Origin of the sequence: Candidatus Ornithobacterium hominis (assembly GCF_900538215.1) — a bacterium.
GTDB classification, from domain to species: Bacteria; Bacteroidota; Bacteroidia; order Flavobacteriales; family Weeksellaceae; genus Ornithobacterium; species Ornithobacterium hominis.
The window spans coordinates 237,423-252,367 of record NZ_UNSD01000008.1 but is presented as its reverse complement, the minus strand read 5'-3'; the positions used below and the strand labels follow the sequence as shown (position 1 = coordinate 252,367).

12 protein-coding genes are annotated in these 14,945 nt (G+C 37.1%); 4 read left to right on the top strand and 8 right to left on the bottom strand.

Translation table 11 applies throughout. The annotated features are described in order from the left end of the window. Positions 1-159 precede the first annotated feature (159 nt). Positions 160-2,385, top strand: a complete 2,226-nt coding sequence (locus tag D5J18_RS07920; RefSeq protein ID WP_119058461.1) for an NADP-dependent isocitrate dehydrogenase — start codon at positions 160-162, stop codon at positions 2,383-2,385. A gap of 261 nt (positions 2,386-2,646) precedes the next feature. Here D5J18_RS07920 and secA read toward each other — a convergent pair whose 3' ends face one another. Together secA and D5J18_RS07910 are read right to left on the bottom strand one after the other, a co-directional pair. Beyond that, positions 2,647-6,003, bottom strand: a complete 3,357-nt coding sequence (gene secA / locus D5J18_RS07915; protein ID WP_119058460.1) for a preprotein translocase subunit SecA — start codon at positions 6,001-6,003, stop codon at positions 2,647-2,649. Positions 6,004-6,095: 92 nt separating this feature from the next. Next, on the bottom strand, positions 6,096-6,317 hold the full coding sequence (locus tag D5J18_RS07910) for a DUF2795 domain-containing protein (protein ID WP_119058459.1): 222 nt from the start codon (positions 6,315-6,317) through the stop codon (positions 6,096-6,098). A 136-nt stretch (positions 6,318-6,453) separates the two neighbouring features. Between D5J18_RS07910 and recG the strand changes: the two genes are divergently transcribed. The 3 genes from recG (at position 6,454) to D5J18_RS07895 (ending at position 10,116) form a co-directional block, all read left to right on the top strand. Beyond that, positions 6,454-8,559: an ATP-dependent DNA helicase RecG gene (gene recG / locus D5J18_RS07905; protein ID WP_119058458.1), complete on the top strand. Its 2,106-nt coding sequence runs from the start codon at positions 6,454-6,456 to the stop codon at positions 8,557-8,559. A 39-nt stretch (positions 8,560-8,598) separates the two neighbouring features. Next, positions 8,599-9,864 (top strand): DUF819 family protein, encoded by a 1,266-nt coding sequence (locus tag D5J18_RS07900; RefSeq protein WP_119058457.1) that lies wholly within the window; start codon positions 8,599-8,601, stop codon positions 9,862-9,864. Positions 9,865-9,930: 66 nt separating this feature from the next. Then, positions 9,931-10,116 carry a hypothetical protein gene (locus D5J18_RS07895; RefSeq protein WP_119058456.1) on the top strand — a complete coding sequence of 62 codons (186 nt, stop codon included), beginning with the start codon at positions 9,931-9,933 and terminating at the stop codon, positions 10,114-10,116. Here the strand turns inward: D5J18_RS07895 and miaA are convergent. The 6 genes from miaA to D5J18_RS07865 all read right to left on the bottom strand — a co-directional run bounded on the left by miaA (position 10,113) and on the right by D5J18_RS07865 (position 14,797). Continuing rightward, on the bottom strand, positions 10,113-11,021 hold the full coding sequence (gene miaA, locus D5J18_RS07890; protein ID WP_119058455.1) for a tRNA (adenosine(37)-N6)-dimethylallyltransferase MiaA: 909 nt from the start codon (positions 11,019-11,021) through the stop codon (positions 10,113-10,115). The two genes, D5J18_RS07895 and miaA, sit on opposite strands and share 4 nt — an antisense overlap. A gap of 71 nt (positions 11,022-11,092) precedes the next feature. Next, positions 11,093-11,728 (bottom strand): carbonate dehydratase, encoded by a 636-nt coding sequence (gene can, locus D5J18_RS07885; protein ID WP_119058593.1) that lies wholly within the window; start codon positions 11,726-11,728, stop codon positions 11,093-11,095. A gap of 217 nt (positions 11,729-11,945) precedes the next feature. Next, positions 11,946-12,281, bottom strand: coding sequence for a YkvA family protein (locus D5J18_RS07880; RefSeq protein WP_119058454.1), 336 nt, complete (start codon positions 12,279-12,281; stop codon positions 11,946-11,948). Positions 12,282-12,357: 76 nt separating this feature from the next. Further along, positions 12,358-12,849 carry a TlpA family protein disulfide reductase gene (locus D5J18_RS07875; RefSeq protein ID WP_165844992.1) on the bottom strand — a complete coding sequence of 164 codons (492 nt, stop codon included), beginning with the start codon at positions 12,847-12,849 and terminating at the stop codon, positions 12,358-12,360. Beyond that, positions 12,846-13,415, bottom strand: a complete 570-nt coding sequence (locus D5J18_RS07870) for a thioredoxin family protein (protein WP_119058452.1) — start codon at positions 13,413-13,415, stop codon at positions 12,846-12,848. Before D5J18_RS07870 ends, D5J18_RS07875 begins: the two co-directional genes overlap by 4 nt. Positions 13,416-13,738: 323 nt before the next feature. After that, the gene (locus D5J18_RS07865; protein ID WP_119058451.1) at positions 13,739-14,797 is read right to left on the bottom strand and encodes an FISUMP domain-containing protein; all 1,059 of its coding nucleotides are present in this window, start codon (positions 14,795-14,797) and stop codon (positions 13,739-13,741) included. Between the last annotated feature and the right edge of the window lie 148 nt (positions 14,798-14,945).

The following is a 14,945-nucleotide window of genomic DNA, read 5'->3' as shown; positions in this document are numbered from 1 at the left end:
TTTATCTTCAAAGTTATAAAATATTTTCAAAAGTTTTTCAGTTCATTTTTTCATAAATTCATTCATCATCAGCTAAATGCTTTTCACAAAATTTTCTAAGGCTTAAAAAATTTCTTTAATTTTGACGAAACTCAAATTATTTAATAAATTTTTATGAATATGTCTCAAAAATCCACCATTCACTATACGATGACTGATGAGGCTCCTATGTTGGCGACACATTCACTATTGCCAATGCTAGAGGCTTTTTTGAAAACGGCTGATGTCTACATTTCCCAAGCTGATATTTCCTTGGCGGGGAGGATTTTAGCTAATTTCCCTGAAAAATTAAGTGAAGATCAGCGTGTGCCTGATGCTTTGAAAGAACTTGGTGAGTTAGCCAAAAAACCAGAAGCCAATATCATTAAACTACCCAATATTTCTGCTTCTGTTCCGCAGCTGGAAGAAGCCATCAAAGAACTGCAAAATCAAGGTTTTGATGTGCCTAACTACCCAGTAGAGCCTAAAAATGAAGAAGAAAAAGAAATCAAAAAACGCTATGCTGCGGTGCTGGGTTCTGCTGTGAACCCCGTGCTGCGTGAAGGGAATTCTGATCGCCGTGCTCCCAAAGCTGTAAAAAAATATGCGCAAATACATCCTCACCGCATGGGTGAGTGGAGCAAAGATTCTAAAACTCGTGTAGCTCATATGGAGAAAGGCGATTTCTATGAGACGGAGAAGTCTACCGTTTTAGAAAAAGACACACAATATCGCATCGTTTTTGAGAACGAAAAAGGAGAAGAAAAAGTACTGAAAGATTTTGCTCCTTTACTAAAAGGTGAAGTGATTGATTCTTCTGTAATGCATTTACAAGACTTAAAGGATTTTGTGGCCAAAACCATTGAAGAAGCAAAAAATGACGATATTTTACTTTCTGCACACCTGAAGGCAACGATGATGAAGGTGTCTGATCCTATAATTTTTGGTGCAATTCTAGAAACTTATTTTAAGAAAATTTACGAGAAAAATCAAGCATTATTTGATGAGTTAGACATTATGCCTAATGCTGGCCTACAAACCCTGACCGAGAAATTGGAAGGAAGAGCTGGAGAGGAAGAAATTCAAGCACAGATTCAGGAGCGATTGGCAGAAGGCCCAAGGGTAGCAATGGTCAATTCAGATAAAGGAATTACCAATTTCCATGTGCCTTCTGATGTCATTATCGATGCTTCGATGGCAGCAATGATAAGAAATGGAGGGAAAATGTGGAATAAAGATGGAGAAGCAGAAGACACTATAGCCATCATCCCAGACCGCTCTTACGCTGTATTTTACCAAGCTGCAATTGATGATATGAAAGAAAATGGAGCATTAAATCCTTCTACCTCTGGCACAGTTTCCAATGTTGGGTTGATGGCTAAAAAAGCAGAAGAATATGGCTCTCATGATAAAACTTTCCAAGCGCCTGGGAATGGTGTCATCAAAATTTTGGAAGAAAATGGCGATGTTCTAATGCAACAATTTGTGCAAGAAAAAGACATTTTTAGAATGTGCCAAACGAAAGATGAACCCATTAAAGATTGGGTGAAATTAGCGGTAACACGTGCTAAACTCTCTGATACTCCAGTGATTTTTTGGCTGGATGAAAATCGTGCACATGACCGTAAAATCAGAAGTAAAGTCCAAACTTACCTCAAAGATTTTGATACCAAAGGTTTAGATATTCGCATCATGAATGTGGACGATGCGATGCAAGAAACATTGAAAAGAATGCGAGCTGGTGAGGATACTATTTCTGCATCTGGAAATGTATTGAGAGATTACATTACTGATTTATTCCCGATTTTGGAACTCGGGACTTCAGCTAAAATGCTTTCCATCGTCCCGTTGATGAATGGTGGCGGGCTATTTGAAACTGGTGCTGGTGGCTCTGCGCCCAAGCATATTGAGCAATTTCTAGGGGAAGGCTATCTACGCTGGGATTCGCTGGGTGAGTTTTTAGCTTTAGCTGCATCTCTAGAGCACCTGAGCCGAAGTAATCACAACCCACGGGCAATGATTTTAGCAGAAACTTTAGACCAAGCCGTTGAAGAATATTTACAAAATGATAAATCACCTGCTCGTGAATTGGGTGAAATAGATAATCGTGGCTCTCATTTTTATCTGGTGAAATATTGGGCTAAAGCTTTAGCTAACCAAACTCAAGATGAGAATTTAGCTCTCCTCTTTAAAACGATTTCTAGAAGATTGGATGAGAGTGAAGCTGAAATTAACCAAGAACTCATCATTGGTGCACAAGGTAAAGCACAAGACATAGGCGGTTATTATCACCCCGATACTGATAAAACCAATGCTTCCATGCGACCGTCTGAAACTTTAAATTCTATTATAGAAGAATTGAAATAACTTTAAAATAAATTCTATAAAAAATACCTTCAACTGATGCTTGAAGGTATTTTTTTTTAAGGCTTAAAAAATTTTACAGATGGTTGATGAGCTCTTAAAAACGTATCTCCGTAGAAAGAGAATTTTACAACTCATGCCCCCGATTAATTTTCAGATAATTTCATTAGAGAAATTTATTCTTTTTTTAGTATTCTAATCTTTAGGGAATCAAAAAAAGTCTTTTCTGTGATTTTTTTCTAAGCCTTAAAATTTTTTATATAATTATTCATTATCCATCACCCATTCGCCAGAATCAATCAGTGGCTCTGCTTTTTTGTATTTAACTTCTTCTACTTGATTGGTTTGTACGTTTCTTATGCGTACCATTTCATTTCGACCAATTTTCATCACGTAGCGAGGCTGAATTTGCTGTGGTTCAGGCTGCTGCTGACGGTCTGCCACTTGCTGTTGCTGCTGTTGAGCTTCATTCATGTCCTCTCCTCTGCTCATCTGCATTTTCTCTTCTCTTTCTTTTCTTGTACGCTGAATTTGCTCGGGGTCTGGTGCTGGTAATTCACCTTTGAATAAGAAAGAAACGACTTCTCTATTTATCGTATCAATCATATTTCGGAACATATAAAAAGATTCCTCTTTATAAACCACCAGTGGATCTTTTTGTTCATAAGTCACATTCTGAACCGAACGGCGAAGATCATCCATATCTCTCAAGTGTTCTTTCCAATGCTCGTCTATCAATGCTAAGGTGATGTTTTTTTCAAAATCCTTCATCAGTTTTTTACCATGAGAATGATACGCTTCTTCTAAATCAGTTATCACCATCAAGTTCTTGTTTCCATCTGAAAAAGGAATTTGAATTCGCTTAAAGTTCTGCCCATTGTTCTCAAAAACATTAGCAATGACTGGATAGGCTTTTTCTGCAGTAGTCTTGAATTTGATTTTATAATCTTCCATTGCTGCTTGAAAAACGGCTTCCACTAATTTATTTGTTTGTGTAGTTTTAAATTCCTCTTCACTCACGGGCGATTCCATGGTGAAGTAATTGATTAAATCTAGCTTAAAGTCTTGATACTTACCACTAGCCTTGTGTTCTCCTACAATTGCGGCACTTGTATCATAAATCATATTGGCGATATCTGTATCCAATCTTTCCCCGTTGAGTGCATTACGCCTACGGGTATAGATGACCTCTCGCTGGCGGTTCATCACGTCATCGTATTCTAGTAATCTTTTTCTGATACCAAAGTTATTCTCTTCAACTTTTTTCTGCGCTCTTTCAATAGATTTAGAAACCATCGAATGTTGTAACACATCGCCTTCTTTATGCCCCATTCGATCCATTAATTTGGAGATTTTTTCGGAGCCAAACAAACGCATTAAGCTGTCTTCTAAAGAGACAAAGAATTGTGAACTCCCTGGGTCTCCTTGCCTTCCTGAGCGACCTCTCAACTGTCTGTCTACTCGCCTGGAGTCATGTCTTTCTGTACCAATGATTGCTAAACCGCCCGCATCTTTTACTTCTTCTATTAATTTAATATCTGTACCTCGCCCTGCCATATTAGTTGCGATCGTGATTTTCCCTGGCTGGCCAGCTTGAGCCACTACGTCTGCTTCTTGCTTATGTAATTTTGCGTTCAAGACATTATGTGGGATTTTTCTCATTTGCAGTGAACGCGACAAAAATTCAGAAACTTCTACAGAGGTTGTACCCACCAATACTGGTCTTTTTTGTTCTTGAGACAGATGTAAAATTTCTTCTATCACCGCATTATATTTCTCCCGATTGGTTTTATAAATCAAATCTTGGCGGTCATCTCGTGCAATGGGGCGATTTGTAGGGATTGCAATCACGTCTAGTTTATAAATTTCCCAGAATTCACCAGCTTCAGTTTCTGCAGTCCCCGTCATTCCAGAAAGTTTATTGTACATTCTGAAGTAGTTTTGCAATGTAATTGTTGCAAAAGTTTGGGTTGCTGCTTCGATTTTCACATTTTCTTTTGCTTCTATCGCTTGATGCAAACCGTCAGAGTATCTTCGTCCATCCATGATTCGACCAGTTTGTTCATCCACGATTTTCACCTGATCTTCCATCACCACGTATTCTACATCTTTTTCAAACAAGGTATAAGCTTTCAAAAGTTGATTCATGGTATGAATTCGCTCTGATTTAATCGCGAAATCTCTGAAGAATTTTTCTTTTTCTTCATGCTCTTCTTCCTGCGAAAGATTTTTTTGTTCAATCTTCGCAATTTCTGTCGTTATATCTGGCAAAATAAAGAATGAAGGGTCAGAAGAACCTTGTGTTAATTTATCAATTCCTTTATCGGTAAGATTAATTTGATTGTTTTTTTCATCAATCGTGAAATACAGATGCTCATCAATTTTATGCATTTCTCGATTATTGTCTTGCATATAATAAGCCTCTGTTTTTTGCAACTGAGTTCTTACCCCTTCTTCACTCAAAAATTTAATCAATGGTTTGTACTTGGGCAAGCCACGATACACTTTCATCAATTCAAAACCAGCTGCTTTTTTATCACCGTTTTTCCATATTTTTTTAGCGTCGTTTAGCGACTGTGAAAGTTCTTTTCGTTGTGCATTGACCAAGGTTTCAATGTTTGGTTTAAGTTGATCAAATTCCTGTCTATCGCCTTGTGGAACTGGCCCTGAAATTATCAGCGGTGTTCTCGCATCATCTATCAAAACAGAATCCACCTCATCTATCACAGCATAATTTAGCTCTTGTTGCACCAATTTATCGGTAGAAGTCGCCATATTATCCCGCAAATAATCAAAACCAAACTCATTATTTGTTCCGTAGATAATATCTTTTTTATAAGCTTCTTTTCTTCCTTCAGAATTAGGTTGGTGATTATCTATGCAATCCACGCTCAATCCGTGGAATTCCATAAGTGGACCGATCCATGAAGCATCACGACGTGCTAAGTAATCATTCACCGTAATCACATGAACTCCTCGCCCCGTCAACGCATTAAGATACAACGGCAACGTAGCTACCAACGTTTTACCTTCACCCGTTTGCATTTCAGCAATTTTACCTTGGTGCAAAACTGTACCACCGATTAACTGAACATCGTAGTGAACCATATCCCATTCCACCGCCTTCCCAGCTGCATTCCAAGAGGTTTGCCATACAGCTTGGTCATCTCCTTTCAGGCTTACATAATCTTTATTGCCTGAGAGTTGGCGATCAAACGGAGTTGCTTTAACTATAATTTGGTCTTCTTTATAAAATCTTTTAGCCGTTTCCTTCACTAAAGCATAGGCTTGTGGCAAAATTTCATTTAAGACACTTTCCTCAATTTTATATTTATCTTGATTGAGTTGGTCAATTTTATTGAAAATTTCATCTTTCTCGCTCACATTTTCAGATTCATCAGCTTGGCGTTTCAACGCATTGATTTCATCCGTTTGCTTTTGAGTAGCTTCTTTTATTTTTGCTTTAAAAAAAGCTGTTTTTTCTCTTATTTCATCGATAGAAAGTTTTTCAATCTCCTTTTCTGCAGCTAAAATTTCATCAACTACTTTTCTAAGTTCTTTGACATCTTTTTCATTTTTATTGCCCAAAAAACCCTTTAATATCTTATCTAAAAATCCCATATAAAAATTATAATCTGTGGTCTATTCCTACAAAGGTAACATAAGTTAATTTAAAATTAAAAAAACCCTCGCCTTGAGGGTTCTTTTTTTAATTAATATTCGTCTTCATTCCAGAGGAAGTCATCTTCTGCTGGGTAATCTGACCAAATTTCTTGAATGGCCTCATAGGATTCCCCTTCATCTTCAATTGACTGTAAATTTTCAACCACCTCCAAGGGTGCTCCTGTACGAATGGCGTAATCGATTAACTCGTCTTTCGTTGCTGGCCAAGGAGCGTCACTTAAATAAGATGCTAATTCTAATGTCCAATACATAATATTTTCTATTCAATTTTCTGCAAAAATATAATTTCCTCCGCAATAAACAGTTTTATTAAACCAAATATTTATCTTATTTTTTTAAGGCTTAAAAAATTTTATGTAGACTTGGTGAATTAATTATTTTTGTGAAGTGAACAATCCGCTTTACACCCCTATCGATTACATTTCTGGCGTGGGGCCAGCACGTGCAGAGATTCTAAGAAATGAACTGAAAATTTCTCAACTTCGAAATTTGCTTTATCATTTCCCATTTCGGTATGTGGATAAGACGCAGTTTCATCGCATTGCTGAAATTAACTCTACTAGCACTGATTTACAAATAATTGGTAGGCTTCAGAATCTTAAAGAATTGGGCGAAGGAGGAAAAAAAAGGCTCTCTGCTGAGCTAATCGACGCAACGGGACGTGTGGATTTAGTATGGTTTAAAACCAGCGATTGGCAAAAAAATAAAATTAAAGAATTGCTCAACCAACACGTTATTTTATTTGGTAAGCCGCAGCTATTCAATCAGAAAATTAGTTTTACCCATCCTGAATTGAAACCTTTTAACCCTAAAGAAAAATTGGAGGGAATATTGGAGCCCGTTTACCCTTCCACCGAAAAAATTCAGAAAAAAGGGATTTCCACACGAGTTTGGCAAAAAATCATGACCGAGGCTCTAAATCTAGCGCGTGGCTACATTCGGGAAAATTTATCTCACCCTATTTTAAAGAATTATAATTTAATCAAAAGAGAAACAGCTTTTGAGTGGATTCATTTTCCGCCTGATATTCATTCGCTTGAGCAGGCTCGCCGACGACTAAAATTTGAAGAGTTTTTCTTTCTACATCTTTCTCTGCTTGTGCAAAAAATCATCGGTAAAAGAAATTATCGCTCACATGCTTTTCTAGAAATTGGTGATTATTTCAATACATTTTATCATAAGCACTTGGATTTTGAATTAACTTCTGCCCAGAAGAGAGTAATAAAGGAAATTCGCTCTGACTTAGGTAAAGAGCAGCAAATGAATCGCTTACTACAAGGCGACGTAGGTAGCGGGAAGACGATTGTAGCTTTTCTCTGCATGCTAATGGCTGCCGACAACGGGTTTCAGTCGCTACTAATGGCTCCGACCGAAATTTTAGCGCAACAACACTTTGATGGCCTAAAAAATCAAGCTGATAAAATTGGGCTTAACATTGCCTTATTAACGGGTTCTACATCGAGGAAAGAGCGAAAGATTATTCATGAAAATTTAGAAAATGGGGAACTTTCAATTTTGGTAGGCACGCATGCTCTGATTGAAGAAAAAGTGAAATTCAAGAATTTGGGTTTAGCCATTGTTGATGAACAGCACCGATTTGGCGTGGCTCAACGGGCTAAATTATGGAGAAAAGGTAAAAAGCCTCCGCATATCTTAATCATGACAGCCACGCCAATCCCTAGGACCTTGGCGATGACATTGTATGGGGACTTAGATGTTTCTACTATTGATGAGCTTCCAGCAGGTCGTAAACCCATCAAAACTGTTCACCGAAAAGACCAAGACCGCCTAGCTGTATTTAACTTTATTGCTTCTGAAATTTCCAAAGGTCGGCAGGCATATATCGTCTATCCACTGATTCAGGAGTCAGATAAAATGGATTATAAAGATTTAATGGACGGATTTGAGAGCGTTTCTCGTTATTTCCCTCTACCCAAATATGCCGTGAGTATTGTACACGGGCAAATGCACCCTGATGCAAAAGAGCATGAGATGCAACGATTTGTAAATGGCGAAACAGACATCATGGTTGCTACAACGGTGATAGAAGTAGGGGTAAATGTTCCTAATGCTAGCATTATGGTAATTGAAAGTGCAGAGAAATTTGGTTTATCTCAACTGCACCAATTGCGAGGGCGCGTGGGGCGTGGTAGCGAGCAAAGTTATTGCATTTTGATGACAAAAGACCAGTTGAATGAAACGGCATTTCGGCGAATTTCTACAATGTGCGAAACTAATGATGGTTTCCGAATTTCTGAAGTAGATTTGGAATTGCGTGGCCCTGGGAACGTAATGGGCACACAACAAAGCGGGCTTTTGGAATTGAAAATAGCTGATTTAAATCAAGATAAAGAAATCTTCCTTGCTGCACGTCTCGCTGCTGAAAAAGTTTTTGATTCAGACCCTCTACTGCAAAACAATGAAAATCAAAATATTAAATATTTTTTTGAAAAATATCATTTGAAAAAAATTGGCTGGGCTAATATTGGTTAAAAAATTTTTATTTATTTTCAAAGCCTTAAAAAATTTTTGATGCAAGCATATTTCACAAATGACGCTATCGTTTTAGGATTAATAATGGCCGTTTTAGCTATTATTTTTTATCTAGAATCGTCTAAAAAACCTTTTTGGGTTAAATTTTTCACTTATGTGCCTTCACTTTTGTTGTGTTATTTCGTGCCAGCATTGCTCAAATGGCCTTTGGGTTTGGTAGATGGTGAAGTTTCACAATTATATTACGTTGCATCTCGCTATTTGCTACCCGCAGCATTAATTTTGTTATGTTTAGGAATTGATTTTAAAGGAATCATGCGGTTAGGCCCCAAAGCAATCATTATGTTTCTGGCAGGAACGATTGGAATAATTTTAGGAGGGCCAATTGCTCTTTTGGTTATAGAATATTTATTTCCTAGCTTGATTCCTAGCAATTTATCAGTAAATGAACTTTGGCGAGGGATGTCCACAATTGCTGGAAGTTGGATTGGCGGTGGAGCGAACCAAACTGCCATGAAAGAAGTTTTTGAGGTTGCGGATAATATTTTTGGGATTATGATTGTGGTGGACGTGATTGTCGCAAATATATGGATGGGGTTCTTATTATACGGTGCAAATATTCGCGATAAAGCCAATCGATTATTAAAAGCTGACAATGCAGCTATTTTGGATTTGGAAAAAAGGATGGAAGATTACAATGCATCGGTTAAAAAGATTCCTACAACGGCAGAAGTTTTTATCTTGATGGCAGTCGCCTTCGGAGGAGTTGCGCTTGCGCACTGGGGCTCAGACATAATTACACCATTTATGGAAGAGCGAATTGAGAGTTTAAAAAATATGAATCTACAGTCTTTGGCGAGCGGATTCTTCTGGCTGGTGGTCATTGCTACAACTATTGGTCTAGCACTATCTTTTACAAGTGCAAGAAAATTAGAAGGCGTAGGCGCTACGCGTTGGGGCTCCGTTTTTATTTACGTTTTAGTAGCAACGATAGGAATGAAAATGGATTTGGCTCAAATATTTGATAAAGACAATATCGGATTATTCGTAATTGGACTTACTTGGATGCTTGTGCATGTCATTATTCTTTTGCTTGTTGCCAAGATGATAAAGGCTCCATTTTTCTTTGTAGCGGTAGGCTCTCAAGCCAATGTAGGAGGAGCAGCAAGTGCACCTATTGTCGCATCTGCGTTCAACCCAAGTTTGGCATCAGTCGGAGTTTTAATGGCAGTATTGGGCTATGCACTTGGCACATACGGAGCCTTGATTTGTGCAATTTTGATGGAAATGGTTGCTACAGGATAATTTTTAAATTATATCATAATAGGCAATCAAATGATCTGATTTTGAGAAAATAGGCATACGTGACAAATTACAGAAGTTTACAAAAAAGAGGATTTAATTGGCACACAAGTCATTGCGGTGGTGAATTTTCCGCCAAAGCAAATTGCCAATTTCTTTTCTGAATGCCTAGTGATGGGCATATACTCAGAAAATCAAAACATCGTGTTATTGATGCCAGAACGTGTAGTGAAAAATGGTTCCAAAATAGGCTAAAATTGCATTTTTTTATCTAAATAATTAATTACCAATTCTTTATTTCTAAAATCAAACCATTGTACCAGATTATCTTTGCGATACCAAGTGAGTTGTCTTTTGGCAAATCTTCGAGTGTTTTTTTTGATTTCTTCGATGGCAAAATTCAAGTCATATTCGCCTTCAAAATAGGCAAATAATTCTCGGTAACCGACGGTTTGTAAAGCATTTAAAGCTTTAAATCCATACAATTTTTTTACTTCTTCCAGCAAACCATTTTTCATCATCACGTCCACGCGCTGGTTAATTCGCTCATAAATCATTTCTCGTTCAGCGGTCAATCCGATTTTAATAACATCAAAATCTCGTGCTTTTTTCTTTTGATTTAAAAATGAAGAATAAGTCTTACCACTACCTCTGATTATTTCCAGCGCACGAATCACACGCTGCGGATTATTTTCATCAATTTTTGAAAAATACATTGAATCTTTTTCAGCTAATTCTTTTTGCAATTTTTCAAGCCCAAATCTCGATAATTCTTGGTTTAGCCTAGTTCTAATTTCAGCAGGAATTTCTGGGAAATTATCTAAGCCTTGTGTCACCGCTTTTTCATACAATCCAGAGCCGCCGACCATGACTAGAATTTCTTTTTCCTCAAAATACTCTTGCATAAACTCCAACGCTTCTCGCTCAAAATCACCTACAGAATAATCTTTTACAATCGAGATGTGTTGGATGAAATGATGCTTGATTGCGGCTAACTCTTCCTGAGATGGTACAGCTGTCCCGATTTCCATTTCTTGGTAGAATTGGCGACTGTCTGATGAAATTATTTCAGCATCAAAATTCTGAGCAATATCAATAGCCAACTTCGTTTTCCCTATCGCTGTGGGGCCTACCACCACAATTAAAGTTCCTTTTCTCATTCCATTTACGAAAATAAAAAAAAGGCTTGTGGTTTTTTTTCAAGCCTTTAAAAATTTTTTATTATAAATTTTTAAATATTTAATTTATAGACATCTTCCAACTCTTCATCGTTGTAGATATTTAACCCCAAGTCTTTAATTAAACCATCTTTGATATTATAAACCCAACCATGTAAACCCAGCTCTTGCTCATTTTTCCAAGCACTTTGTACAATACTGGTTTTAGCCAAATCATACACCTGCTCTTCCACATTCAGCTCTACAAATCTATCCCATTTTTCTTCCTTATCTTTGATTTGCTCTAATTCAGCTTGATGCAGACGATAAACATCTTTAATGTGCCTGAGCCAATTATCTATAATCCCAACAGAATCTTTGCCCATTGCAGCTTTTACGCCACCGCAACCATAGTGCCCACAAACAATTATGTGCTTGATTTTCAAACTATTCACAGCGTAATCTAATATTGAAAGCATATTCATATCGGTATGAACAATCATATTGGCAATGTTTCTGTGCACAAAAACTTCGCCTGGCTTGGCTCCAATGATTTGATTGGCAGGAACCCTGCTATCTGCACAGCCTATCCATAGCACAGGCGGTTGCTGCCCTTTAGACAAATCGCTGAAGAAATCAGGTGATTTATCTATCACACTTTTTACCCAGTTTTTATTATTTTCTAATAATTGATTATAAAATTTTTTCATTTTCTTATTATTTTTCAACTTTCTTTTGTAAAGCTTTGATTCTAAGCAAAAAAACGAATATTTCGCAACGGTGGAGATAGCGGCAGAGATAAAGTATTCAACCATTCAACCGAAGTGATCTCTATTTTACTTATCAGTCTTTGATTCACCTTGCTCTCAGCAATCGAAATTTGTGATTTTTGTATCAAAAAATATTTTTTTTTAAGCCTTTAAAAATTTAATGCTGAAGAATAATTTTTTTCTGTTGATCTTCCCACGCCAAGAAATTTTCTATTTCAGCGTTAATTCGCTTCAACCCATAGCCTAAAATGAAAAAATCATCAAGTAGACCAAAAGGTCCTGCTACAATTTCAGGAATAAAATCCAATGGAGAAACTGCATACAAAGCCGCTACAACTCCTATAATGATGTTCATATTACTTTTGGGCTTGTACTCGCCTTTATAAATTAAAGGTATCATGCGAGACAATGCTTGTAATCGGCTTTTGATAAGGTTTGAGTCCATATCTTTTCTATTTCTCCAAATTTGGTATAATAATCTACTTCTACCCATTCAATATTTTTTTTGACAATCTATTGGTGTGAAATTCAAAAATTATTCCAAGTTGATTTTATTTTTAACTCAAACTTCATTTTTTTTGAATTAAGCTGTCGAGTAATTCATAAACATCTTTTTGGTTCCAATCCCTAGCGCCTCCTTTTTTTAATTCTACAGTTCCATTTTTACTAATAATCAAAGTCGTAGGCAAACTAGCAGGCTTAATTTTTGTCGGAATGACTGATTCCACCTGATGCGATGGGAAACTGAAACCTCCCTGCTCGAGATAATTTTTTGAATCTTCCACTGGTTCTTCTAAACTGATGAAAACAAATTTTATCTGGTCTTTGTAACGATGATAAAGTTGCTGTACCGATGGCATTTCTGCACGACACGGCGGGCACCAACTCGCCCAGTAATTGAGAAATATCACTTCCCCGTAGGCATCAGCTAAATTTGTGTGATTCCCAGCTAAATCAGTCAAAACTAAGTTTAAATCTTCTTTTGTCAATCGTATTTTTTCAGATTTTGTTCCACAACTGAAAAATAATAGCAACAAACTAAACAGAAATACTTTTCTCACCTCAATATCAATTCAATTAATTCATTTTCAATAGATTTACCTTTATCTTGATTGTACTTTTTTTGAATCTGAATTAAAAAATCACTTTTTGAAATTTCATCATTTTTATAAGCTTTCAGTATTTCATCAGCCCAAGCTGGCCGTGGCCCCCAGTGGAATTTTTCTTCGCCACTTTCATCTATTCCTATTACTATCGGGATCGATTGATTGCCGTTGGTCAAATATTCTTGCATCAAATCTGTGTTTTCATCTCTCAGCACGATTCTCGCTTCTATGAAATCACTTTGAGCGCAAATTCCTTCTATTATCGGCAAAATCTGTGCAGCATCTCCGCACCAACCTTCTGTAATTACAATTAAATAAATTAAATTTTTTAAGCCTTTAATTTTTTCAAGATTTTCTTCAGAAACTTCAAATTTCTTTTGCAAACGCTCTATTCTAGTTTTGTTTAGCTCATAATAAGGGTAAGTAGCTTCCTCTTTGTTTCCATTGGCAATCACCTCATCTATATGCTGATAATATTGCTGAAAACTCATTCCTTTATTGATATACTTTTTTAAATTCATTTGTTTTTAATTTTTACAATTGTTTAATAAGAAAAGCGAAAGAACCTTCTGCACTAGAAAGTTCTCTTCATTAAATTTTGATATTTTGGGTTTAGCATAACTAAAAATAACTGCGGGTAAAAATAAGTATTTTTTTAGACATAAGTACTTAAAACCAATTTTGCAAAGTTATTCGTTACATTCTTTATGCAAAACCTGAATTTGATTATTAAAAAAAACCTTGAAATTTACTCCATTAGCTTTTTTATAATAATTGAATTTAGGCAAAAAAACAAGCGTGATTTTATACAAACCACGCCTGTTTTCTCTTTATACGCTACTTTTTAATTATTATCTCTAATACAACGCACGCTATAGCCGTCAGCTCGGCGGTCGCTGCCGTACGTACCGCTGCCGCCAGTGCGGAAGTACATGCCGTGAGCGTTGTTACTGCCGCCAGCAGAGCTACTCCAGTATTCTCCGTAAGAACCCTTGTTGCTCAGCGAACCATTGTTATAGTAACGGTAGCCAGCAGCTGCAAGGTTTGGTAATATCTTCTGTGTCCACATTTGATTAGTAGAAACATAAGGATCACCGCTACGCCCCGTTACAGCCCGATGAAAGTCCTTCCACTCATCGATAGTCGGAACATGGTAACCAGACGGGCAAGGGTTATTATCTCTTCCTGCTCTCCACAACTCTAAATCTGCACCTGTTGCTTCTTCACCATTCGTTACCCAGTTACCGTCATTGCTCTCTGTAGTAATAAACTTCCCTGCTGAACTGCCCGCGTTTGTCCAACTTGTGGCTTTGTCAGGGGTAGTTTGTGTATTCCTAAACTCATGCCCATCACTCGCTCTCTGCCATTGGTAATATGAACCGTAAAGATTTTCGTCCTTGTGGATAGTTTCGCCTGTTTTACTAACGACAGGGTCAAAATGAGGACTATGGATGTTGGCGTATTCTGCTCCAAGGTTGAGGTTGAGCCATGTTCTACTGTAGCCTTCTCCGCTTACAGTTGTTGCGCAATACACAAAATCATGCTTGCCGTCACCAAAGCGCTTATCAAAAAGTATGTTTTCTGGCGTACATTGGTTGATTTTATTGATGATTTCATCTGCTTTGTCTGGTTGCTTAATGCGGATATAATCTATCCTTATCTCATCAAATGTTTTTCTTTTAATCTCTAAGAGGCTTGTGCGCTTTACCTTTTGGTCTTTTTCATCCCAAACTAAAAGCCATTGGGTAGATTTCTCCTCAACATCTTGTATGCGCAGGTCTCCTTTTTGGTTGTCTTTTGCACTGATGTCTAGCATGGCTTGTGGGGCGTCTGTGTTAATGCCCACCTGAGCAGTGACCGCTACCGCTGATAATACGGCTAAAGAAAGTAATAATTTCTTCATTTGTTTTATTTTTTTTGTTAATATTTTATCGATTTATTCTTTTTCTTCATTAAATTTTTGCTGTTTTTTATTCAACTTTTTTTACTTCTTCTTTTAGAAAGAGCCCCAACCCGTGAGGCTCTTCTTTTTGAAGAAATTACTACTTTCA